Below are 23,069 nucleotides of genomic sequence, written 5' to 3' on the forward strand. Positions count from 1 at the left end.
GTGACATCGAGCTCACGGAAGGCGTGCGCTCGCTCGTCTCGGAAGCCGACCGCATCTATATCGTTGCTTGCGGTACGAGCTACCACGCCGGTCTCGTCGGTAAGCAATTGATTGAGCGCGTCGCAGGTGTGCCGACAGAAGTGCACGTCGCTTCAGAATTCGGTTACAACATGCCGCTCCTCACGGAGAAGCCATTGTTCCTCTTCATTTCACAATCAGGTGAGACAGCGGACAGCCGTGCCGTCCTCGTCGAAGTGAAGAAGCGCGGTTACAAGGCGCTCACACTCACGAACGTTGCCGGTTCGACGCTCTCACGTGAAGCGAACGAGACGATGCTCCTTCACGCCGGACCAGAGATCGCGGTCGCATCGACGAAAGCATACACGGCCCAAATCGCTGTGCTCGCCATCCTCGCCTACGACATCGCTCGTGCGAACGGCAAAAAGCTTCCGTTTGACCTCATGACAGAGCTCGCGCGTGTCGCGACGATCATGGACTCAGTCATGGCTCAAAAAGAAATCTTTGAGCAATTGGCAGACAAGTTCTTGAAAGAGTCACGCAACGCGTTCTTCCTCGGTCGCGGCATGGACTCGTACGTCGGTCTCGAAGGAGCCCTCAAGCTCAAAGAAATCTCGTATATCCAAGCAGAAGGTTACCCAGGTGGTGAGCTCAAGCACGGACCGATCGCCTTGATTGAAGATGGCACACCGGTCATCACGCTCGTCTCGCAACCGAACACGCACCTCAACATCCGTGGAAACATCAAGGAAGTTGTCGCCCGTGGCGCCGTTGCCTGCACGATCTCGATGGAAGGCATGCAACACGAGAGTGATTCATTCGTCTTGCCGCGTGTCGAGCCACTGCTCACGCCGCTCGTGACGGTATTACCGCTTCAACTCATCTCGTATTACGCGGCTCTTGCGCGTGATTGCGATGTCGACAAGCCACGTAACTTGGCGAAATCAGTCACAGTCGAATAAACGGTAGGCCAAGATCTTTCGGGATCTTGGCTTTTTTTGTTGTGATTTACGTCATGCGAACCGGCTTGTATACTGAAGGTATAACGACTAAGGAGAGAACGCCATGCGAATCCAACTAGTTAACACATTCATCCTGCCGGAGGACGTGCGTTCATAAGTTGGCCACCTCCTCCGATGATTCACTGTATTGGAACAAACTATCGGAGGAACCATACAATTGAAGATTCAACAGCTGTATTATGCAGTATCGAGTTCGCGCTCGCTCATCATACAGATGGTGTTCACGTTGAACGCCATCTATTATGTGACGACCGCCGAGTTGAATGCGTTACAACTCGTCTTGATCGGAACGATTTTAGAAGTATCGATTTTACTATTCGAGCTGCCCGCCGGTCTCGTCGCCGATTTATATGGGCGGAAGCGGTCGATGGTCATCGGCATCGGTTTGATTGGATTGGCCCATTTGCTAGAAGGGGGCATCCCTGAATTTTGGGCCATCGCGGTCGCGTCAGCGCTATGGGGTATCGGCTGGACGTTCATCAGCGGGGCCGAACAGGCATGGATTGCCGATGAGATGGGGAATGACGGGTTAGAACAAGTGTTTTTGCGAGGCGCTCAATATAGTTCGCTCGGCCGCTTCGTCGGAATTGGGCTTGCCGTGCTCCTCGCCGAAGTCACGTCCGTCCAAACGACAATCGTGCTTGCCGGTGGGATGTTGGTCATGCTCGCGATTATCGCATGGCGCGTCTTGCCAGAGACGCGGTTCGAACCGATCACGCGGGCCGATACGTCGAACCTCGTGCAAGCAAAACGGACGGTTCGGGACGGATACACCCATATCCGTGGCAATTCGATTCTCGTCGGCTTGGCTGCCATCACGCTCGTCTGGGGTCTCGCTAGTGAAGGATTCGACCGGTTATGGGGCGCGCATTTGATTGAGACGTCCAGTTGTCGGAACAGGCGGCCGTGTATTGGTTCGGCTTGTTCTATGCCGTCGCGTTTCTATTCAACATGCTGGTGTTGAAAGGTGTCGAGCTATACGTCAAAGGACGCTATGCGACGACCTTGTTTTGGTTCAACGTGTTGCTCATCGTTGCGATGCTTGCTTTCGCTTGGGTCGGACAGTTTTGGGTGGCCGTGTTGCTGTATTGGACGATTGCGGCACTGCGCAACGTGCACTACCCGCTTATGAGCGTCATGACGAACGAGCGGCTCCCGTCGAAAGGCCGGGCGACGATTTTGTCGATGTTCGGTCAGGTCGACGCGTTCGGTCAAGTCGCCGATGGTCCGCTGATTGGATTGCTTGCGCTGTACACGTCGATTCAAGGAGGGCTTGGGATAGCAGCGCTCTTGCTCGTGCCAATGCTGTATTTCCTGAGAAGAATCAAGCACCATTGAGGCATAGACCGTCCTGCGATTTATTCGGGGGCGGTCTTATTATGTGTCAAACTGCTAACAAATCATCGTATCGGTCTCAAAAACGTCTCATCACCTCGATAGCAGGGTAACATATACACATAAAGACGTAAGGGAGAGATTCGATGAGACAGAAAAAATGGATGACGGGTTTGAGCGCGATGTTGCTCGCGACGACGTTGGCAGCTTGTGGGGATGCTGAGGAGGAACAGACGAGCGATTCGACAGAAGAACATTCGGACCATTCGATGATGGACCATTCGGGATCAGGGGAGGTGCCGAGCGGGTTAAGTGAAGCGACAGATCCGACGTTCCCGGTCGGGTCGACCGCGATGATGACGGCCGACCACATGCCGGGCATGGATGGCACCGAGGCGACAATCGTCGGTGCTTATGACACGACCGTCTATTCGGTTTCTTATACCCCGACTGATGGAGGTGACCCGGTCGAAGATCACAAGTGGGTCATCCATGAAGAATTCGACAATCCAGGTGAGGCACCGTTAGAAGAAGGGACCGAAGCCACTCTGGCCACGGACCACATGGACGGGATGGACGGCGCCGAGGCGACGATTGATTCGGCCGAACAGACGACGGTGTATATGGTCGATTTCACCACAAACGACGGGGAAGACGTCACGAACCATAAATGGGTCACAGAGGATGAACTCGAAGCCATGAACTAAGGATGAACCTCAGAGAAATCTGAGGTTTTTATTTATTTACGATGATTATTTATTGATAAACAATAAAAATGAGGTTATGATGAAGCTATCAAACGAAGTGAGGTGGCTTCATCATGAAACGAGAGACGGTTTTTTTACGGCTGGCCGTATTCGTTCTGGCTGTCCCGATTGTGGCGGCCTGCTTATTTTTGCTTCCGTACATTTGGCGCGAGGCGGTCGAGAGCGGGAGTTGGATTGAGGACTCGATTCGCCCGATTGTGATTGGCATGTACGTATCGGCCATTCCGTTCTTCATTGCGCTGTTCCAAGCGTTCATGTTGCTACGGTTGATTGACCGCGATGAAGGGTTTTCGTATCGGGCTGTCCAATCACTCCGCATGATCAAGTATTGTGCGTTGGCGATCACGGCCGTTTATATCGGGACGCTCCCGTTCTTCTACTGGTTCGCCGAGCGAGATGATGCGCCTGGATTCCTTCTCATCGGGCTCGTCTTAGTGTTTGCCGCGTTCGTCGTCGCCGTATTCGCGGAACTGTTACAGAAACTATTGAAGCGTGCCATCGACATGAAGCAAGAAAATGATTTGACGGTCTGAGGTGAGATAGATGGCGATTATCGTAAATCTTGACGTAATGTTGGCGAAACGAAAGATGAGTGTGACCGAGTTGTCTGAAAAAGTGGGCATCACGATGGCAAACTTGTCGATTTTAAAGACCGGCAAAGCGAAAGCGATTCGTTTCTCGACGCTCGAAGCAATCTGTCAGGCGCTCGACTGTCAGCCGGGCGACATTTTAGAATATCGGGAAGAGTGATGGACAGGGCGAGCGCCCTGTTTTTTTGTGGAGTTTGAAACATTTTCCATCACGTTGCGTATAAGACAGGAAAGACGAACGAAAAGGGGAAACGAGATGATTCAGACATGGAATGAACGGGCGCACAAAGCGTTAAAAGGAAAGGCAGGGCTATTACTCATCTGGTCGTTCGCCTGCTCTGTGATGTTAGAATTGGGGTTGATGGCAGACCCGACTTATTACGGTTTGACGGTGGAGTCACTGCCGCTGACCGTGCTCAGTTTAGGTGGCATCTTAGTTTATATCGCCCTTTATCCGGTTAACGTCGGATACAGCTGGCTCATCTTAAAGACGGTACGAGATCAGCCGATTCGCTGGAGTGATGTGTTCGACCCGTTTCGTCACCGCTATGGAAAACATTTGCTCGCAACAATTCTCGTCATATTGTTCCAAGTACTATGGACATTGTTGCTAGTCGTACCAGGAATCATAAAGTATTTCTCGTATGTGTTCACATACTTCATCTTACGCGACGAACCAGAACTGTCTGCTACAGAGGCAATCACAAAATCGAGAACGATGATGCGCGGACGAAAGTGGGATGCGTTCAAACTCATTTTGCCATTCGTTCCGATGTATCTTATCGGTTTGATTTTTTATATGCAACTCGACTTGGTCATTCTCGGGTCATGGATTTTCCTCGTCGCACTAGCACTCATCCGCCCGTTCATCGTCAGCCGTTTCGCCGTCATGTATGAAGACGCGCGTATCGAGTATGACGAGCAGTGGAATCGCTCGGCGTGAAGCGCATCGGTTCCGGCGTATGAGTCCTCGGGCATGATACAATCTTCCTGACAGAAGGGGGAATGGACATGAACATCGGTATTATTGGTGCCGGACTGAGCGGGATTGTCGCAGCACGCGATCTTGTGCGTCACGGCCATACAGTTGAATTGATTGAGAAGAGTCGGAGCGTCGGGGGACGCTTGGCGACGAGGCGGATCGGAGACGGCAAAGCCGATCACGGGGCGGTCTATTTCACCGTACGAGGGGAAGAACTCAAACAAGATGTCGCCGACTGGCAGACGAGAGGGTGGGTCAACGTGTGGTACGCTGACCCGTATCCGCGCTACGTCGCCGTCGACGGGATGAACGCCTTGGCCAAACGGTTGGCCGACGGGTTGCCCGTCCATTTGAACGAGCGGGTCGAGACGGTCACGACACGAGATGGTCAGGTCAGCGTCCAGACGGATGTGACGACGCGACAGTATGACCGTCTCCTCATCACGTCGCCGCTCCCGCAGACGCTCGACTTGCTCGCAGATTTTCCGGTCGATGCGGCGTTACGTGAATTGACGTACGCCCCGACGTTTGTCGGTTTGTTCGAATTGGCAAGCGATACTCCCATCGGTCCGGACGGGATTCTCGATACAGACTTGGCGCCGGGTATCTTGAAAGTCATCAACAACCGCCAAAAAGGCATCTCGGCGACCGAACTCGTCAGCGTCTATATGGACGAGTCGTGGAGCGAGGAGTGGTATGAACGAGCGGACGAAGACACGCTTCGTGAGATTGAGCGCCTGTTGCAAACGGTGACAGGGTCGGAGGTGATTCAATCGAGGCAGTTGAAACGGTGGTGCTATGCGCAGGCGACCGACGTCTGGAACGAGCCTTACCATCGATTGCGTGACGAGCCGATTTTCTTGGCCGGTGACGTCTTCCTCGAGCCGGATGACGCTTCAGGCCGGACTCGGTTCGAGAGCGCGTACGTCTCAGGACTCCGTGTCGCGGAAGCGATGCGCTAAACCTTCTTCGGAAGGTTTTTTTCATGACCGTGCCGAATAGTCAGACATATGAATTGGAGAGGGGAATCAGACATGGGGATGGTTGGCGCATACATGCGGGTATCGGTCGAAGAGTTGACAGCACTGCTTCAAGAGCCGGAGCGTTTCGAGCAACTGTTAGAAGATGAGGAACGACAGAACGATATCGATCAGGCGTGGCACGGTCTTTACTTTTTATTGACCGGGACGACCGATTTGAACGAGATCGACCGTCATTCGCTCGGGAAGGCAGTCTTCGGAGGGGATGTCATCGACGAAGAGACGGGCATCGCCTATTTGATGCCGGGAGAAGTCGAGGACTTGTCGACCCGACTTCAATACATCGAGCTGGAGGCGCTAGAAGCGCGCTACGACGTCGCGACGATGAACGAGCAGGAACTGTACCCATTTGAACGGGAGTGGGGACTCGAGGAAAAACAGTACTTATTGGACCAGTTCGATGAGTTGAAACGTGTCTTCGCCCAGGCGTCGAGACAGCGGGAGGCGCTCGTCACATGGATCGGGTAAGCGTAAAGGCGATCCGTCTTCAAGATGAGGCGTTGCTGTATGAGTTCGAGTGCGAGAATCGCACGTATTTCGAGCGTTCGGTTCCGAGCCGAGGCGACACCTACTATGAGCCGGAATCATTCCATCAGGCGTTGCAGCAACTATTGAGCGAGCAGACGAACGGGGACGGGTACTATTACTTGATTTGGCGCGACGACACAATCGTCGGGCGCCTGAACGTTCATCATATCGATGCCGACACTGGCGAGGTCGGTTACCGGGTCGGAGCGGAGCATGGGGGACGCGGGTATGCCACGGCGGCCCTTCGGCAATTGTTGACGTTCGAGTTGCCTGGATTCAATCGATTGAGAGCCGAGACGACAAGCGACAATGTGGCATCCCAGCGCGTATTAGTGCGTGCCGGCTTTAGACGTGACGGCGAGGCGCGACAGCTGGAATGGGCGGGACGAACGCTGACGTTTTATGAATATGTATATCAACCTGACCGATGAAGAACGACTTCACCGGTCGTTTTAGTTGACGACTATTAGTTTAGGGCATAAACTATCTTTATCTAGTTTAGGGGGTAAACCAAAATGAAAGAATTGATGCGGGAGGCCGTCCAGTTGTTCGAAGAGGTCATGTTCCAAGGTGCGGAGCATGTCATCGAGGCAATGGACGGGGACGTCTGGCATGACTATTCGCGGGAACAACTGCAGCTACTCAAGCTGCTCGAACAGTTCGGTCCGATTCAAGCCGGCCAGTTGGCTGAGAAACAAGGAGTTCATAAGAGCGCCGTCTCCAACCGTTTAAAAAAGCTCGTCGACAAAGAGCTCGTCGTCAGTCGACGCGGGCATGACCAGCGCGAGCGGTTGATCGAGTTGACCGAATCCGGTCGTCGGGTCGTCGAAGAGGCGGATGCGGCCGTCTACCGTTATGTCGAATCGTTACTCGACGGCAACATCGAAGAGACAGAAATCGAACAGTTCGTCCGGACGTTCCGGAAAATCATACAGCTGCTTCGAATTAGGGAGGAATAACACGTGCATAAAATCATCCAATGGCGCTGGGGCATCTTGATCGGTCTCATCGTCTTGACGGCCGCCTTGTTTGTGGCGGCCCCGAACTTGACGAAGCAGGCCGAACAAGCCGGCAGCTTCCAATTATCAGAGGACATGGATTCGCAGCGGGCGCAGGACATCTTGAACGCCGCCGGGAAGAGCGACAAGACAATTTCACTCGTCTATGAGTTCGAAACACTCGGTGATACCGAACGGGCCGATGTTGCCCGGGTAATTGCAGAAATGGAACAAAACGACACGGTCGTCAAAGACGTACTCGACCCATTTGAAAATGAAGAGACGGAAGCGCAGCTCGTGTCGGAGAACGGTCGAATTGTGCTCGTCCCGATTACGGTCGAAGGGTCGATGGAAGACATCAACGCTTTCGCGGAAGACGTGCGGGCGAACATCCTCCCGGAAGATGAAACGGTCTACATCACAGGTGAGGAAATCATCAACAACGATGTGAACTTGAGTGCGCAGGAAGGGTTGAAGAAGACGGAAATCATTACGGTCGTCCTTATTTTCGCACTGCTTCTGCTCGTGTTCCGCTCCATCGTGACGCCGTTCATCCCGCTCATCGCGGTCGGATTCACGTATCTATTGAGCCAATCGTTCGTCGCCTTCTTCGTCGATTGGTTCGGCTTCCCCGTCTCGAACTACACGCAGATTTTCCTCGTGGCCATATTGTTCGGGATTGGGACCGACTATTGTATCTTACTTCTCAGCCGTTATAAAGAAGAACTTGGAGCGGGCCACGCGATTGAAGATGCCATCGTCAACACGTACAAGACGGCAGGGCGGACAGTTCTCATCAGCGGTCTCGCCGTGTTTGTCGGCTTTGCGGCCATCGGCTTCGCCGATTTCCCAATCTTCAAATCGGCCGTCGCTGTCGCGGTCGGGATTGCCGTGCTCTTGTTCATTCTCTTCACAGTCGTCCCGTTCTTTATGGCGACGCTCAAGCATCGTTTGTTCTGGCCATCGAAAAAGGCGGGCGAGCATCATGATAGTAAACTATGGGCCGGCTTCAGCCGTCTGTCGGTCAATCGCCCGTTCGTCTCGATTCTCGTCGTCGCGTTGATTACGGTACCGGTGTTGTTCACGTATGACGATGCCCGGTCGTTCAATACGGTCGATGAGATTGGTGACGATTATGACTCGGTGCGCGGGCTCAACTTGATTTCAGAAGGGTTTGGGCAAGGTGAGTCTCTCCCGGTTCAAGTCATCCTCAAGCAAGAATCGGAACTGACCGAGTCGGATATCCCGTACATCGAGAAATTCGCGAGCGAGCTTGAGAAAGTCGACGGGGTAAGAGGTGTCCGTTCGGTGACGCGTCCGACCGGTGACGTCATCGATGACTTTTACGTCGACACCCAGCTCGAACAAGTGAGTGCAGGATTGACGGAAGCCGAGACTGGCCTCGGTGACGTTCAGGCCGGACTCGCGCAAGTGGAAGCTGGTCTTGACGCCGTCGTCAATCAATTGCCGGCTGGTGCAACGAACGCCGGCGCCCCGCTCGCGGAAGCGGCAGCGGGACTTGGTCAATTGAACGCTCAGCTCGGTCTGATTGGCCAAGGACTCACGGCGACGCAAAATATTCCTGCGACCGTAACGCAGCTCGGGCAAGTGTCGGCCGGTCTCGGTCAAATCGAAGCAGGTATCAATGAAGCTGCTACTGCGTTGACGGCACAAGGCGCCCAAGTAGGAGAACTCGGGACAGGTCTCGGACAACTCGCCGCAGGTGTCGGTGAAGCGAACGCAGGGCTCGCTCAAATTGAGACCGGTATCAATGACGCGGCAGCATTCCTATCAGACTTGAGTAGCTCTGACAGTCTGCGTGACACAGGGGTTTACCTACCGGAAGGGACACTCACGTCAGAGGAGTTCGCCCCTGCTGCCGAGCGCTACGTGTTTGACGACGGGACGGCGACACAACTCGAGGTCATTCTCGAGATGGACCCATATTCACCGGAAGCGATCGATACGGTCGAAACCGTGAAAGCGACGATGGACCGGGTCGTCACAGATACGCCGTTCGCGGATGCGACAATCGGGTATGCCGGCATCTCGAGCATTAACAGCGACTTGAATGAGACGTCGACGAACGACTTCAATCGGACGGTCGCCATCATGCTCGTGACGCTGTTCATCGTCTTGACGGTATTGTTCCGATCGATGGTCATGCCGCTCTATATGATTGGCTCGCTCTTATTGACGTATTACACGTCAGCGGCCATCACGGAGCTCATCTTCGTCGAAGGACTCGGCTATGACGGCATCAGTTGGGCCGTTCCATTCTTCGGGTTCGTCATGTTGATTGCCCTTGGCATCGACTATTCGATTTTCCTGCTCGACCGGTTCCGCGAGGAGTCAATCAACGGGATGACGGTGCGCGACGCGCTCGTCCATTCGATGACGAAGATGGGGACGGTCATCATGACCGCGGCCGTCATTCTCGCCGGTACGTTCGGGGCGATGATCCCGTCTGGCGTCCTCAGTCTCGTCCAGATTGCGACGATTGTCATCACCGGACTGTTACTATACGGATTGATCGTGTTGCCGCTCCTTATCCCTGCGATCACCGTATCGTTCGGGGACGGGGTATGGTGGCCGTTCAAATCGAAAGATGAAAATAAATAAGTACCATTCGTCATGTATTTCTAGGACAACAAACGCAGCGGTTGCTGGTATTTGTTGTCCTATTTTTATTTGTTGAGTCAATATGAAGAAAATTGCGAAAAATGGACTAAACATGTTCACATCACGCACCGAAATATATATAGACTCTTACTTTTCTTGAAAGAAGGCAACAATCATGGTGAATCATTTTGAAAAAATGAGTTCGTTACTCGTATCGCGGATGTTAATCATTTTGTTTTTCCTCTCTTATCCGATCATGGGAATTTTGTATTGGCTGGGTAAGCTTGCTGGACAGGATGCCATTAGTTTTATTATGACAGGGACAATTATTCAGATTGGAACGTGGCTCGGTTATCGCTTTTACGTAGAAAAGCCTTGGTTGAAGTACGGTCTGGTCACACTCATGTATATCGCTGCTTCAGCGATTATTTATACCTTGCCCGGTGCGGCGATTCAAAATATCGTCTTTTTATATATTATATTGATGTTGATGTATTTGAATCGTCATCTTGTGTTGTACGGTAGTGTTCTCAGTTTACTCGTATCGATTGCAGCTGTCGGGATAGGCCGTTTTTCATTTACCACGCCAGTTGACCTCGTGATTTGGTTCACGGTGCTCACGATGGCGTTATCTGGCTCCTACTTTGTCTCCTTCTTCGGTGCCAAATTATTACATGAGACGTTCGCCCAGCAACAACAAGCAGAACAGCATGCGAGTGAGGTGGAACTCACCATGGCGAAGACGACAGCGAGTGCGACAACGCTTCATGGTGCGGTATTTACAATGAATGATTCCGTCGATTCCGTCACAAATGCGTCGGAACAAGTCACGGCACAAATTGATTCGATGACGAAACAAACGTCTGAACAAGCAGGTTTGATTCAAAACGTCGCCTCGCAAATTCAGTCAACCGTACAGGCATTTGAGCGAATGCAACAACAGCTTCAAGAAACAACATCACAAGTGAACGGTGTCCTACAAGAGGCCCAAATGTCACATGAAAATATGGACTCGACAGAACGGTCGCTTGCTGAACTGAACTTAAGTATCGGCGAAGTGAATCAGGCGTTTAAAGGATTGACCGAGCGATTCCAAGAGGTTCGGACTATCACGGGCACGATCCAGCAGATTTCGTCTCAGACGAACCTACTGTCGCTCAACGCTTCAATTGAAGCAGCGCGAGCGGGGGAACACGGAAAAGGATTTGCCGTCGTCGCGACTGAGATTCGAAATTTATCGGCACAAACGGCCCAAGCCTCATCTCAAATCAATGACATTATCCAACTCGTCATGCAGGAGGTACAAGTGACGGAACGTGCCATCGATGGCAGCACAGAACGTTTGTCGACGCAGGAAGAACAAGTCCGTAAGAGCGGGACATCGATTCTTTCTATGATTCAAACGACAGATACGGTCGCTAGGACAGTCGATGAGACATCACTCCAGCTTCAAGTTGTCGTTTCAGAATTGAACAAAGTTCATCAAGTGACGGGTGACATGACGGCATTGATGACGGCGCTCGAAGTGAGCAGTCAAGACGTTCATGTGCTGACGATGTCACAGCAAGAAGCGTTAGCTTCGTTGAAAGATCAAATTGAAGAACTGAACGAGATTGCGAACGAACTCGTCTAAACGATGGACACGCCTTTACAAATAGGCGTGTCCATTTGCGTATACATCTCTTCCAAAACGGGAACAGTTTTGCGTCAGTCCTAAAATGAGGAGGAATCGCGTATGGCCATTACGATCACCGCTATTTTGAAGGCACATCCAGGAAAAGAAGAGGCGCTACGGCAAGCGCTCGACGAGGTCATCCCCCCGTCGAGACAAGAAGAAGGATGTTTGACGTATGTGCTCCATGAGTCAATTGACGCCCCAGGTACGTTTGTGTTTTATGAGCAATACGAAGACGAGACGGCGCTCGACCATCACATCAACTCACCACACTATCAAGCATATCGACAGGCAGCAGAGACGCTGCTCGCCGTCCGTGATGTGTATCGTCTGCGTGAAGTCTGAAAGGAGTCCATCCGATGATTACCCAATCGATAATCCCGTGCATTTGGTTTGAAGGCGACGTCGAGGCAATTGCGGAATGGTACGTGTCGAAGTTTCCCGATTCATTCGTCGACTATACGACGAAACTGACGGACACGCCATCAGGCGAGACGACGGTTGTGACCGTCTCGCTGGCGGGACAGTTCTTTCAACTGCTCGGGGCCGGTCCGTTGAAGGAGCGAAATCCGTCCATCTCGTATATGGTCACGTTCCCGACGTCGGAAGAGGTGGAGACACTGTGGAGCGAGCTTATAGATGGGGCAGAGGTGCTCATGCCGCTCGACACGTATGATTTCAGTGAGCGCTACGGCTGGTTGACAGACAAACACGGTGTCTCTTGGCAAATCATGCATAGCGGCGGGATGGACATCCAGACGGTGACCCCGTGCTTCTTGTTCGTCGGAGACGTCTTCGGGCGGGCCGAGGCGGCGATGAACGACTGGATTTCCATTTTCCCGGATTCTTATGTGCTCGAAGACCATATGATTCGTTACGAGGCGACAGACGGTCCGGAATTGGAAGGAAAGCTCAATTACGCTCGCTTCGTCTTGTCCGGACGCGAGTTCGTCACCATGGACAGCGCGGAAAATCATCCATTTGCGTTCAACGAGATGCAGTCGCTCATTGCATTTTGTGAGTCGCAATCCGAGATTGACGATTACTGGTCCAAATTGTCGGCCGTCCCGGAAGCGGAACAATGTGGTTGGCTCCAGGATCGTTATGGCGTCTTCTGGCAAATCGTGCCGTGGGAGATGGAAGAGATGCTGACGACCGGTACAAAGGAGCAGTTGGCGCGAGTGACGCAAGCGTTCTTGCCGATGAAGAAGATCGATGTCAAGACGTTACGAAACGTCTACTGACAAAAAACAAGCCGTCCCGATTATTTCGGGGCGGCTTGTGCGTCGTTTTGTTGGAAGTCGGACAGTGCGTCCTTCTCAATGATTGTATCGGATAAACGGAGTTGTTCGACGGCCTCGTCAATATATGGTTCGCATGTTTGAAGTGGCAAGTCATCTCCGGTCTCGACCGAATAACACATGCCGCTGCCGACCGGCTCTGTCAAATCCGGGACGAAATAAAGGTCGTCGTAGCGAAACGAGCCGTTCCGGAACACGGTCAAATTGGGCTCATCGTCGAGAAGCGAACTTCCGAGCATGTACGTCGGTGTCATTCCGAGCAAATCGAGGATGGTCGGGGCCAAATCGACTTGGCCGCCGCTCGCCTGAACCGTCTGACCCCGTTCGAGTCCGGCCGGTTTGATGAATAACGGGACGGAGCGATCGAGCTGGAACAAGTCGACTGTGGAGTCGGCGTCCGCTTTCACGGCCATCTCGTCACCGGCAGCGGTCAGTCCACTATCGTGGTCGCCGTAAAAGACAATCAAGGTGTCGTCCCACTTTTCGTCCGCCTTCAGTCGTTCGACCATGAGACCGACGGCGGCATCAGTGTAGTGGACGGTATGGTAATAGTCTTCGAGGAGTGGGTCTTCGTACCCCGATAGATCCAACCGTTTCTCCTCGTTTGGAATCTCGTACGGGGTATGGCTCGTCAACGCAACCATGAAGGAATAGAATGGCTCGTTTAACGTGTCCAAGTGGTCGACCGACGTCGTCAGGAACTCCTTGTCGCCGACCGCCATGCCGATGATCGGATCGTCCGGATAATCATCTTGATGGAAGAAATGGTTGTAGCCGATTTGCTCATAGAAGTTGGCGCGGTTCCAAAAATCCTTGTCAAACGCATGCATCGCGGCCGTGTCATAACCGGATCGTCGTAACTGTGCAGGCAAGGCGTTAAATGTATTCGTGGCATATTGTGTATACACCGAGCCCGATTTGACGGGATAGAGCGAGGCGTTGACGGTAAATTCTGCATCGGACGTCCGGCCCTCATGCGTTTGATGATAAAAATTCGGGAAGTACAGCATCTCGTCGCGAAGCGCGTTCAGATTCGGTGTCAGTTGTTGGCCGTTGACCGTCTGTCCAATCACGGACGTTTGGAACGACTCGAGCTGGACGACGATGATGTTCGTATCGGCGGTGACGTCAACCGGTTCGGTCGCTAACGCTTCGATTTGGCTACGCTCACGTTCTGTCAGGTTGTCGCCAAGGTCCATCATATCGCGAAAGGCGCGGAACGTATCAAGTCCATGATAACCCCAAAACCCGAACTGATAATACTCACGCATATTCGAGATTGGATTTTTCCGATTACTTGCCTCGGCGTAATACACGGCGGTCGGGACGGTAAAGACGAGGAAGCCGACAAGAAAACCGACAACCGCCAAACGGCGGCCCGCGCGTTTCGACTCTAAGACCGGGTGTCGTTTCATATAGATGAGGACGGCTGTGTAGATGAACAGGTCCGTGAAGAAAATGAAGTCAGGAGCTTGAATCAGTGTCAAAAAGCCGCCACCGACGTCTCCCATCTGACCAACGTCGGACAAGAGAGCGGCCGACAGCAAGTTTCCGAAATAGCGATAATACCAGACGTCCGAGATGAGCAACGTGCTGTGCAGAAACAGCGACGCGAATAAAATCCAACGACGTGTCTGTGGGTTTACGACGAGCGCCCAACTTGTCATCATCAAGATGGTCGCTAAGTTGATGAATAGAAAACGGACATCGAACGCGCTCGCGGTCAATAGGCTGAAGAGGAACAGCTTGGCGAGAGAGAGCGATAAGTAACTCCAATAATCGAGATATTTCATGACTGGCCTCCAAACGGTACGGACAAAGTGTGTTCTCTTTCATGTACCTGTTCGAAGGCGGCAAAAAACATGAGGGTGTGCGATTCTGTTCAACAAAAAAAGTGAGGCAGCACCTCACTTGATTAAAAACGTGTCCCGCAGCTCGATAATCGTGCCTTCAGGGGCTTTCAGTTTACTTAAGTGGCCATCAACGACGAAATAGATATTCCCGCCGTGCTTCGGTAAAAAGGTCACGTTGAGTGTCTCGAGACGCCGCACTTCTGCTTCAAGGTCATCGACATAAAGCGCAAAGTGGACCGGACCGGCCACATGCTTCGAATACGGTGACAACGTCTCGTCGACTTTTGCCGTTTGCAGCTCGATATAAAAATCGCCGAGTTTGAGCCAGCTATTGAACGCTCGGGTATGAAAGTCGGGTGACTCTTGGACGAGTTCGAAGCCGAGTGTTTCATAAAAGTGTTTGGACGCCTCGTAGTCGAGCGTCTGAATGCAGAGATGGTGGATTTGTTTCATGATGTCACTCCTTTGTTTTAGTGTAACGAATCGACGGCCGAAGCGGAACTTTTCTTCTCGTGAGATGTATATGACACCGAGGAGGGAATAATGATGCAAATCCAATATGAATTAACGGAAGACGACTATACTCGATTCAACTTGAACCATATTAAACGCTCGAAGACGAGCAAGCGGATGCTCATCCTGCAGCGAACCATCGGACCGATTATGTTTTTAGGCGCTTCATTTGTGTTGGCGACGTGGCTCCAAGAGACGGGCTGGTGGTGGTATGGTACATACGGGGTCGCTAGTATTCTATGGTTTCTGTATTATCCGAAATACTTTGAACGGCACGTCCGGAAGCAGACGCGACGGCTCATCGGCGAACGCGGCAACGAGGGCATGATTGGTCCGCATACGATGAATTTGGATGAGGACGGTCTGCGTGATGTAAATGAGTTCGGCGAGACACGGGCGTCTTGGGCCGGGATCAAAGAAGTCGTCGAGGAAGACGATTATGTGTATCTATACAACTCCTCGGTCAGTGCCCATATCTTGCCGAAGCGCGGACTAGACATGGAAGAGGTGCGCCGATGGCTGCCAACACGCTGACGATTCAACTCGTCGATGACACGAACCGGGATGCCGTAGTCGCCTTGACCGTCGCTTCTGACCAAGCCCGTTTTATCGAAACGAACACCGAATCGCTCCGCGAGATGGAAACCGATGTCAAATATGCGTGGCAGTGCTATGCACTTTGTCGCGATGATCATCCCGTCGGCTTCATGATGCTTGGGGCCGAGAACAAGGTGGAGCGTTACATCTGGCTCGATCGATTTATGATCGATGTGACAGAGCAAGGAAAAGGAATCGGGTCACGCTTTTTACAGTTGGCACTCGTGTGGATTCAAGAGCGATTCGATGTGGATGACCTCATCCTCAGTCTCCATCCGACGAACGAACCGGCGAAACGATTTTATGCGAAGGGTGGATTTGTCGACAGCGGCTTGATTGATGAGGCAAACGGGGAAGAGATTTGGGTGTATCACGTCAAACAGGGACAGCCGTCATAAGTCGGCCGTCCCTGTTTTTGTGGATGTCGTGTGTTGGACAGCGTTGCCCGCCATAAAAAAGAGGACAATCGCGGCCACTCCGAAAATCGAGATGAACACGTTTTGAAGCAACACATCGACGAACATCGGCTCGCTAGAAAACGTGCCCGTCGCAATCTGAGCATTCCAGCGGGTGAACGTGGCGATGCGTTCGAGCGTGTACAAGAGACCGGACATGAACAGGCAAGCGGTGGCCGCCAATAATAGCGTCAATCGATTCAAGAAATGACCTCCTAATATCTGATATCCTGATTTTACCATTTACTATCGGTGGGAGGGAAGTATTTATCGCTTCGCCGTGAGCGGTCGCAATTGCTTAACCCGAGCCAAGACGATCCAGCCGAGCACGGCCCCAGTCACACTCGAGGCAAGGAAGACTGGGAAGAAGAACAGCGCCCCGAACTCGGTCCCCATCAACACCTTGGCGTACGGGACGGCGACGAGCGAAGCGATGAGGCCGGTCCCGATGACTTCACCAAATGCGGCGAAGGCTACGCGGTTCGTCTTCATATAGAAGACCCCGGCCAAAAGCGCCCCAATCATACCTCCGGGAAAGGCCAAGAGCGACCCGGTACCGGTCATGACACGGACGATTCCGGTCACGAACGCAACGAGAACGGCCCCGATCGGCCCGACGGTGACGGCGGCGATGACGTTCACCATATGTTGAATCGGATAGGCACGGGCGACACCGGTCGGAATCGAGATGAACAGGGAACCGACGACGGCGATGGCGATGAGCATCGCCATCCAAGTGAGTTGTTGAATACGCATAGATAGTCTCCTTTCAAAATGAAAACGCCACTTCTCCAAGTGGAAAAGTGGCGTGGAAAGACAGACGAATCCCACACCACTTCCCTACGCTGGTATGAGCCAGATCAGGTTCGAAGGGTCCGGCGCATGCCGTCTCAGCCCGAAGGCTCCCCTAGTGGTCGTTTATTAACATGAGTATAGCATACCCTCATTTGACGCGGTCGAGCTTTCGTGGTCGGAACGTGACGTAGGCGATGCCGACGAACAGACCGTACAACAAAAGGGAAAAGACGAGATTGATCAACCACGGGAGTGTCCCCATGAACACGGCGACGGAAGCGTTTTGAAACCAGACGAGCGAGAGCGACAGCCCGACAAAGCTAAGAACGAGCGTTGTCCAAAAGCCGACATCTCGGTGCTTGAACAGACGCCAAACGAGCAGCCCGATGATGAGACTGACGATGGCCGTCGCCCCTAAGTACATATACAAGATGGCATCGACCGGGTATGAGTAATATACAACGTCCATATCGTTTCCTCCTAGGAGATGATGAAAGAAAGGGTGAACAGGATGAGACAGGCAATCCCATGGCGTGACCGATCGTTTCGTGAACGGTTCGAACGATGGATTGAGGCAAACGTGCCGAATGCGAGGTGGCACGTGATCAAAGATACCGATTTGACGTACTTGCTTGTTGGCGCGCTCGATGAGGAACGTTACTTCGCCAAAGCGGTGACCGATATCAGCCGCGGCGAGACCGGACTGTCGGCGTTTCTGGCCGAGCGGCATCCGAATCTCGTCCCTGACGTCATCGCGATCGATTCAGCCCAGAACTGGCTGCTCATGCGAGACATCGGAGGAGAGGCGTTACGTGCACGGCTGGACGTGAGTCGATACGAAGCGGCGTTGCGCCAATACGCACAGTTGCAGCGGAAGGAAGTCGACCAAATTGAGACCTGCTTGTCTTACGGCGTCCCGGACCGGCGACCGGCCAAGTTGAAGGATGAAATCCAAACGTATTTGCCTGAGCTCTGTGCCGGGCTCGAGCAATACAAAGCCGAGGCCGTGCTTGCACTTGAAGACGAACTGATTGCCATGTGCGATGAGCTGGCGACCGGGATGCCGATGAGTCTCGAGCACGGTGATTTACACGGCGGCAATATCTTCTGGAGGGAACGGATGGATGATTTGTGTATCCTCGACTGGGGCGATGCGACGGTCACGCATCCATTTTTCAGCGTGCGCGTATTTTGGAACGCGCTGTATGATCTATTGCCAGAAGAAGACGAAGTTGCCTGGTATAAACAGATTCAAACGATGCGTAAGGTTTATTTGGAAGCGTGGAGCGGCGTCGCAACAGAAGGCGTGCTTTGGCATCACTGGTTAATCGCCGAAGAGCTCGGTTGCGTCTATCGGGCACTGTCGTGGCATGTGTACGTGACGAGGTACCGGTACGATGTAGCTGAGTCGAGCGATAAGCCGGCGCAATGGCTCAATTTGCTACTCGAGTACCGGGACTTGAAACGACGCTTCCCATAAGTCATTCATGTTTCTCGAGTAGGTTTTCATAATCCGTCTCGCTCCAAAACAGCGGGGCAATCGACTCCGGCCCTTTGAAGATCTCACCGTCTCGGTCGTAGACGATGGCGTAACCGCCCTCGACTTCAAAGACGATTAAATCGGCCTTCACTTCCTTGACCCCGTTCCCAGCGATGATGACATCTTCGAGCGGGTCGCGCGTTACTTGTACGCCCCATTCGTCGAGCTCGACGATGAGCGCGGACGTATAGGCGTGGCGGTTATAGAGCGCCTGGAACTCGTCTTGTGTCAAGACGACGTCCGTCGGCGGGGCACTCGTCCCATATTTTCGTTTCTCAATCTCTTCGACGAATTGAAGGAACGACGCTTCTTGCCAAAACAGCGGCGCGACCGACTCGGGACCGTTGGCGATGTCTCCATTTTCACTCTCATAGACGGTGGCATAAGTGCCGTCGTCGAGTTTGAACGGATGGATATCGGCGTATGTATGATGGATGCCGTCGCCGGCGATGACGACGTGCTCGAACGTCTCGCGGAACGGGGTAAGTCCATCGTTCTCGAGGGCCGTCAAGAGCGGCGGGACTTTTTCGTATTGGTCGAAGACGTCCTTGAAGTCTTCGCGCGTCCAGGCGGTGACGTCTTCGGGCGATGGCTCGTTTGTATCAGCCGGGACGATTGGTTTCTCGACTGGATCCGTGCATCCGGTAAGCAAGAACACACTGAATCCGAGCAAGCCTAGGCGTTTCATCAATCAAACCTCCTAAGAAAGTTACATTTTTTTCCTGTTATCAATGAGCGTAGCACGTTTTCCAGTCATTGAGAACCTAGGCACTTTCTCGTTCAGGGGTGTCGCTGTAGGTAGCGGTCGAGTGCCTCGTGAAACTGTTGTTGCTGTTCGAACGGGATGTCGCAATCGGATGCGGGACCGTAACGAATCAGATGATAGAGCGAGGTGTCGATATCTGTCAGCTCGATGCGTTCGAACCAGTCGACGAGCGTCTCATTCGTCCGAAGCTTTAACTCAGGGACGAGCGAGGCGTTGAACGTGATCAGCCAATCCCTCAGTTCAATATTCGTGAGCATCGGCAACGTCTGTGCCTCAATCGATGTGTCCGCATTGAGAGACAGTGGCTCAAAGGCATTCTGTCTACTAGAGAACATGAATCCTTTTCCCCGTCGACGACGCAGCCATCTACGCACCCCATAGACGGTCAACCCGACGGCAGCGAGGAGGACGAACAATGTACCGAGTCCGCCGGGGGCATCACCATTCCCGCGACCGAACTTGAATTTGAGCATCTTTTCCTTCGGGCGAGGGTCTCCCACAAATTTGGGACCTTTCGTTTTCCCCATATCGATACCTCCTGTTTGCCGCTTATCCTCTTCTTCTCTGTTCACTTCCGTCACGTTAATTGGAGCAGGTGTATTAATCGTTTGGAACCAACTGAACGCCTCCTTGCTGACAAAGACGAACGTCACCACAAGACAGACTGTCACCATCAGGAACCCAATGAATCGAGACGACCACTTCATCTTCTACCTCCTTACCAGAATGTTCAGACTATTTATTGTCTATATTACCATAAACAGGTAAACTTCGAATAAGACATCTACCAACGGAGGGGAACGAAATGGGAATCGAAGCGGTCATCAAACAGTTGAATGAAGTGTATTTAGGGAAAGAAGAAGTTGTTCGTCTCTGCTGCACGGCACTTCTCGCAGAAGGACATATCTTGCTCGAAGATGTACCCGGAACAGGGAAGACGTTGCTCGCTAAAGCAATCGCTGGAAGTTTTGACGGGTCGTTCTCACGAATCCAATTTACGGCTGATTTGCTCCCGTCCGACGTCATCGGGACCGACTACTTCAATGTGCAGACGCAAGGCTTTGACCATCGGCAAGGTCCGATTTTCGCAAACATCGTCTTGATTGATGAAATCAACCGAGCCGTCCCGCGCACCCAGTCGGCGTTGCTTGAAGCGATGGAGGAACGACAAGTCTCGATTGGCGGGAAGACGTATCCGATGCCGAAGCCGTTCTTCGTCATCGCCACGCAGAACCCGATTGAATCGGCCGGGACGTTCCCGCTTCCGGACGCGCAACTCGACCGGTTCCTCATCTCGATTCCAGTCGGCTATCCGGATGCCGCCGAAGAGCGGGAACTGTTGCTGCAAGTGTTGACCGAGACCCGCAAACATATCGAGGCCGTGACGTCACTCGCCTCGCTGCAAGAAGCGCAGGCCGAAACGAGACAAGTCGCGATTCAAGACGATGTCCTCGATTACATGCTCGGTCTCGTCCATGCGACCCGGGCGCACGCGTCCGTCGAGGTCGGGGTCAGTCCGCGCGGCGCGATCGCGTTGCTCCGCGCATGTCAAAGCTATGCCTATTTGGCCGGCCGGCTGTACGTCATCCCAGAAGACGTTAAAGCCGTGGCGCCGTACGTGCTCGCTCATCGCATCAGCTTGACGCTCGAAGGCGGCATCAAGTCGACGAAAGCGAACGTGATCGCGCACATTTTAGACACTATCCCCGTACCGGTCGAGGGCTGACGATGACACTCTCCACACATGCATGGTTGCAGCGACGGCTCCTACCCGTGTATATCGTGAGCGGAGCGATCCTCGTATTTCTCCCATACGTTTATGGGTTCGGCTATCTCAGTTTCATTGTCGCGAGTGCGATTTGGATGCTAGAGCGGACGCGGCAACAACTCGAGCGAAATATCGATCTCCGGTTCACGCAATACGAAGAATTGCTGTTCGTCGGGGATGAGAGTCGGTTCGTGTTGGTGGTTGACGGGGTGGACGAGTTGTCCCGGCTCGGCCTGCCACTTTGCATTCGCTTGAAGGCGAGCTCAGGAATCAGCTTTCCGGCGCATGAGCGACTTCCGAACGTGCTCGATTATGAGGTCGATGTCACTCGCGCTCGGCATGAATTGGTCGTGCGCGCTGAGTATCGTGGTCCAGCTACGTTTGAGGAATGCGTCATCGCCGTCACGCTCCCGTTTCGACTAGGGACGTATTTGTATGAACGACCGGTCGATACAGAGTGGACCGTCCTCCCATCACTCCTCTTGCACCCACCGGTCGGGACGAAGCGGCTAGCGCTCGGTGACCGGCCACTCTTGGCGTCACCGCTTCGAAATCCGTTGCAGCTGATCGGGTCGAAACCGTATGAAGGGGAACCAGTGAAGGAAATCGATTGGTATGCGACAGCGAAACTTGGACGATTACAGTCGAAAGTGTTTCAACAGACGACGCTCGACACGTTCACGTTCGCCTTGGATTTGAACGGTCCGTCCGGTTATACGCTCCATCACGATTTCGAGTCGCTGATCAGCCAAACCGCCTTCGTCACATCACGCCTGTTGAAAGAGGACTGCAAAGTCGAACTGTACTTGAATCGATTCAATGAGGATGGGACGATGTTCCATGTCCCGCTCCAGGAAGGCGAGCGCGGCATACGCTTCATCTTGCTGCAGCTGGCGACGATTCACCCGGGCAATCGCTTCATTTCGACTGATGCCTTTACACGGATGGTCGAACGGAAACGGCTGAAGCAAAGCCATCTCGTCTCGTTCAATCAGCACAATCTGTACGATTGAACAGGGAAATGTCGGATTTTGGCGAACTCTTTTATATATGAACTGGGTCAAAAGGAGAGAGACATATGCCAAAACGGAAATTTGCCAATCGTCGAGACTGGGAACGGATTTTGCAACATCGCTACGCGCAAATGGAGGTACATGATGACCGTTTCTCTGGGACCGTCGCCTTGTTTCAAATTGACGCGGTCCGCGCACCGCAATATAAGATGCACAAGGGAGAAGAGTTCATCGTTGCCGATGCCGGCTATGCTTGGCTCCAATACTTCCCGGACGACGAGCCGTTCGGTGTGACCGTCATGTTCAATGATGAAGGGCACATCGTCCAATGGTACATCGATATCGTCGAAGCGATCGGATATGAGGACGGAATCCCGTATATGGACGACTTGTTGCTCGACATCCTCATCTTCCCGGACGGGGATGTCGTCCGCAAAGACGAGGACGAGTTCGAGGAAGCGACAAAGGCCGGAGAATTAACGCCAAAGCTCGTCGAGCAGGGCTGGCGTGACTTCCATGCGACGCTCGACCGGATTGAACGGAACGACTTCGTCTATTTCGAATTGGCGAACGAGCATTACACCGAGTTGAAGCAAAAACTTTGAACGGCCTGTTCCCTTTGGTACAGTGAAAGAAAAAACAGGGGGACAAAGATGAAAACCATCAATATCGAGACATGGTCGCGCAAAAAGCACTATGAGTTCTTCAAGGCGTTCGACGCCCCGCATTTCAACGTGACGGCGAGCGTTGATGTGACGAAGTTACATACGCACGCCAAACGGACCGGCCAGTCATTCTTTAACTAAACTTGGCGAGAATTCTCCCACCTCTAAGCGTCTCGGGCAAAGCCCAGCGTAGGTGGGAGATGAATCGCCTGCTTGTGAACCCTTT

At 52.9% G+C, this 23,069-nt stretch carries 29 protein-coding genes and 1 riboswitch; of the genes, 22 read left to right on the top strand and 7 right to left on the bottom strand.

Annotation, left to right across the window (positions count from 1 at the left end; genetic code table 11):
* From DPV68_RS10265 to DPV68_RS10330, 15 genes are all read left to right on the top strand, one after another.
* The coding region (locus DPV68_RS10265) for an isomerizing glutamine--fructose-6-phosphate transaminase (protein ID WP_114166734.1) at nucleotides 1–980 on the top strand (980 nt) is incomplete at its 5' end.
* Between the two features lie 217 nt (nucleotides 981–1,197).
* A complete protein-coding gene (locus tag DPV68_RS10270) occupies nucleotides 1,198–2,004 on the top strand; it encodes an MFS transporter (protein WP_232819597.1) in 807 nt (268 codons plus the stop codon).
* Nucleotides 1,947–2,378 (top strand): hypothetical protein, encoded by a 432-nt coding sequence (locus tag DPV68_RS15070; protein WP_232819598.1) that lies wholly within the window; start codon nucleotides 1,947–1,949, stop codon nucleotides 2,376–2,378. Before DPV68_RS10270 ends, DPV68_RS15070 begins: the two co-directional genes overlap by 58 nt.
* A gap of 143 nt (nucleotides 2,379–2,521) precedes the next feature.
* Complete coding sequence (locus DPV68_RS10275) at nucleotides 2,522–3,082, top strand: YdhK family protein (RefSeq protein WP_114166735.1); 561 nt, start codon at nucleotides 2,522–2,524, stop codon at nucleotides 3,080–3,082.
* Nucleotides 3,083–3,195: 113 nt separating this feature from the next.
* Nucleotides 3,196–3,675 (top strand): DUF2975 domain-containing protein, encoded by a 480-nt coding sequence (locus tag DPV68_RS10280; RefSeq protein ID WP_114166736.1) that lies wholly within the window; start codon nucleotides 3,196–3,198, stop codon nucleotides 3,673–3,675.
* 10 nt (nucleotides 3,676–3,685) lie between these two features.
* The gene (locus DPV68_RS10285; protein WP_021065857.1) at nucleotides 3,686–3,892 is read left to right on the top strand and encodes a helix-turn-helix domain-containing protein; all 207 of its coding nucleotides are present in this window, start codon (nucleotides 3,686–3,688) and stop codon (nucleotides 3,890–3,892) included.
* Between the two features lie 96 nt (nucleotides 3,893–3,988).
* Nucleotides 3,989–4,675, top strand: a complete 687-nt coding sequence (locus DPV68_RS10290; RefSeq protein ID WP_114166737.1) for a DUF975 family protein — start codon at nucleotides 3,989–3,991, stop codon at nucleotides 4,673–4,675.
* A gap of 68 nt (nucleotides 4,676–4,743) precedes the next feature.
* Nucleotides 4,744–5,676, top strand: a complete 933-nt coding sequence (locus DPV68_RS10295) for an NAD(P)/FAD-dependent oxidoreductase (protein ID WP_232819599.1) — start codon at nucleotides 4,744–4,746, stop codon at nucleotides 5,674–5,676.
* A gap of 72 nt (nucleotides 5,677–5,748) precedes the next feature.
* Nucleotides 5,749–6,222, top strand: coding sequence for a YfbM family protein (locus tag DPV68_RS10300; protein WP_157964163.1), 474 nt, complete (start codon nucleotides 5,749–5,751; stop codon nucleotides 6,220–6,222).
* Nucleotides 6,210–6,713 carry a GNAT family N-acetyltransferase gene (locus DPV68_RS10305; protein ID WP_114166740.1) on the top strand — a complete coding sequence of 168 codons (504 nt, stop codon included), beginning with the start codon at nucleotides 6,210–6,212 and terminating at the stop codon, nucleotides 6,711–6,713. Before DPV68_RS10300 ends, DPV68_RS10305 begins: the two co-directional genes overlap by 13 nt.
* Before the next feature lie 84 nt (nucleotides 6,714–6,797).
* Nucleotides 6,798–7,241, top strand: a complete 444-nt coding sequence (locus DPV68_RS10310; RefSeq protein ID WP_114166741.1) for a MarR family winged helix-turn-helix transcriptional regulator — start codon at nucleotides 6,798–6,800, stop codon at nucleotides 7,239–7,241.
* Nucleotides 7,242–7,244: 3 nt separating this feature from the next.
* Nucleotides 7,245–9,902 carry an MMPL family transporter gene (locus DPV68_RS10315; protein ID WP_114166742.1) on the top strand — a complete coding sequence of 886 codons (2,658 nt, stop codon included), beginning with the start codon at nucleotides 7,245–7,247 and terminating at the stop codon, nucleotides 9,900–9,902.
* Nucleotides 9,903–10,215: 313 nt separating this feature from the next.
* Nucleotides 10,216–11,535: a methyl-accepting chemotaxis protein gene (locus DPV68_RS10320; RefSeq protein WP_198662292.1), complete on the top strand. Its 1,320-nt coding sequence runs from the start codon at nucleotides 10,216–10,218 to the stop codon at nucleotides 11,533–11,535.
* A 102-nt stretch (nucleotides 11,536–11,637) separates the two neighbouring features.
* The gene (locus DPV68_RS10325) at nucleotides 11,638–11,922 is read left to right on the top strand and encodes a putative quinol monooxygenase (RefSeq protein ID WP_114166744.1); all 285 of its coding nucleotides are present in this window, start codon (nucleotides 11,638–11,640) and stop codon (nucleotides 11,920–11,922) included.
* A gap of 14 nt (nucleotides 11,923–11,936) precedes the next feature.
* Entirely contained in the window at nucleotides 11,937–12,821 is an 885-nt protein-coding gene (locus DPV68_RS10330; RefSeq protein ID WP_114166745.1) for a VOC family protein, read from the top strand.
* A 20-nt stretch (nucleotides 12,822–12,841) separates the two neighbouring features.
* Here DPV68_RS10330 and DPV68_RS10335 read toward each other — a convergent pair whose 3' ends face one another.
* Complete coding sequence (locus DPV68_RS10335) at nucleotides 12,842–14,671, bottom strand: LTA synthase family protein (protein ID WP_114166746.1); 1,830 nt, start codon at nucleotides 14,669–14,671, stop codon at nucleotides 12,842–12,844.
* Nucleotides 14,672–14,785: 114 nt separating this feature from the next.
* Entirely contained in the window at nucleotides 14,786–15,184 is a 399-nt protein-coding gene (locus tag DPV68_RS10340) for a VOC family protein (protein WP_114166747.1), read from the bottom strand.
* Nucleotides 15,185–15,277: 93 nt separating this feature from the next.
* Here DPV68_RS10340 and DPV68_RS10345 point away from each other — a divergent pair, with 93 nt between their 5' ends.
* Complete coding sequence (locus DPV68_RS10345) at nucleotides 15,278–15,778, top strand: YcxB family protein (protein ID WP_157964165.1); 501 nt, start codon at nucleotides 15,278–15,280, stop codon at nucleotides 15,776–15,778.
* Nucleotides 15,760–16,239: a GNAT family N-acetyltransferase gene (locus tag DPV68_RS10350; protein ID WP_114166749.1), complete on the top strand. Its 480-nt coding sequence runs from the start codon at nucleotides 15,760–15,762 to the stop codon at nucleotides 16,237–16,239. Before DPV68_RS10345 ends, DPV68_RS10350 begins: the two co-directional genes overlap by 19 nt.
* Here the strand turns inward: DPV68_RS10350 and DPV68_RS10355 are convergent.
* The 3 genes from DPV68_RS10355 to DPV68_RS10365 form a co-directional block, all read right to left on the bottom strand.
* Nucleotides 16,234–16,500 (bottom strand): hypothetical protein, encoded by a 267-nt coding sequence (locus DPV68_RS10355; RefSeq protein WP_114166750.1) that lies wholly within the window; start codon nucleotides 16,498–16,500, stop codon nucleotides 16,234–16,236. The two genes, DPV68_RS10350 and DPV68_RS10355, sit on opposite strands and share 6 nt — an antisense overlap.
* A gap of 63 nt (nucleotides 16,501–16,563) precedes the next feature.
* The gene (thiW, locus tag DPV68_RS10360; protein ID WP_114166751.1) at nucleotides 16,564–17,052 is read right to left on the bottom strand and encodes an energy coupling factor transporter S component ThiW; all 489 of its coding nucleotides are present in this window, start codon (nucleotides 17,050–17,052) and stop codon (nucleotides 16,564–16,566) included.
* 64 nt (nucleotides 17,053–17,116) lie between these two features.
* Nucleotides 17,117–17,215: riboswitch (TPP riboswitch) on the bottom strand.
* Between the two features lie 24 nt (nucleotides 17,216–17,239).
* On the bottom strand, nucleotides 17,240–17,560 hold the full coding sequence (locus tag DPV68_RS10365; protein WP_114166752.1) for a hypothetical protein: 321 nt from the start codon (nucleotides 17,558–17,560) through the stop codon (nucleotides 17,240–17,242).
* 42 nt (nucleotides 17,561–17,602) lie between these two features.
* Between DPV68_RS10365 and DPV68_RS10370 the strand changes: the two genes are divergently transcribed.
* The gene (locus DPV68_RS10370) at nucleotides 17,603–18,571 is read left to right on the top strand and encodes an aminoglycoside phosphotransferase family protein (RefSeq protein WP_114166753.1); all 969 of its coding nucleotides are present in this window, start codon (nucleotides 17,603–17,605) and stop codon (nucleotides 18,569–18,571) included.
* A gap of 1 nt (nucleotide 18,572) precedes the next feature.
* On the opposite strand, the gene DPV68_RS10375 is transcribed toward DPV68_RS10370, so the two are convergent.
* On the bottom strand, nucleotides 18,573–19,319 hold the full coding sequence (locus tag DPV68_RS10375; RefSeq protein WP_114166754.1) for a hypothetical protein: 747 nt from the start codon (nucleotides 19,317–19,319) through the stop codon (nucleotides 18,573–18,575).
* 92 nt (nucleotides 19,320–19,411) lie between these two features.
* Complete coding sequence (locus tag DPV68_RS10380) at nucleotides 19,412–20,104, bottom strand: hypothetical protein (RefSeq protein ID WP_114166755.1); 693 nt, start codon at nucleotides 20,102–20,104, stop codon at nucleotides 19,412–19,414.
* 98 nt (nucleotides 20,105–20,202) lie between these two features.
* Between DPV68_RS10380 and DPV68_RS10385 the strand changes: the two genes are divergently transcribed.
* The 4 genes from DPV68_RS10385 to DPV68_RS10400 all read left to right on the top strand — a co-directional run bounded on the left by DPV68_RS10385 (nucleotide 20,203) and on the right by DPV68_RS10400 (nucleotide 22,984).
* Nucleotides 20,203–21,123 (top strand): AAA family ATPase, encoded by a 921-nt coding sequence (locus DPV68_RS10385; protein ID WP_114166756.1) that lies wholly within the window; start codon nucleotides 20,203–20,205, stop codon nucleotides 21,121–21,123.
* Between the two features lie 56 nt (nucleotides 21,124–21,179).
* The gene (locus DPV68_RS10390) at nucleotides 21,180–22,178 is read left to right on the top strand and encodes a DUF58 domain-containing protein (protein WP_157964166.1); all 999 of its coding nucleotides are present in this window, start codon (nucleotides 21,180–21,182) and stop codon (nucleotides 22,176–22,178) included.
* 65 nt (nucleotides 22,179–22,243) lie between these two features.
* Nucleotides 22,244–22,783: a ribonuclease FAU-1 family protein gene (locus tag DPV68_RS10395; RefSeq protein WP_114166758.1), complete on the top strand. Its 540-nt coding sequence runs from the start codon at nucleotides 22,244–22,246 to the stop codon at nucleotides 22,781–22,783.
* Between the two features lie 48 nt (nucleotides 22,784–22,831).
* Nucleotides 22,832–22,984 (top strand): CatA-like O-acetyltransferase, encoded by a 153-nt coding sequence (locus DPV68_RS10400; RefSeq protein WP_232819600.1) that lies wholly within the window; start codon nucleotides 22,832–22,834, stop codon nucleotides 22,982–22,984.
* Nucleotides 22,985–23,069 lie beyond the last annotated feature (85 nt).

This window comes from Exiguobacterium sp. TNDT2 (assembly GCF_003331145.1).
In the GTDB taxonomy this organism is placed as follows: Bacteria; Bacillota; Bacilli; order Exiguobacteriales; family Exiguobacteriaceae; genus Exiguobacterium.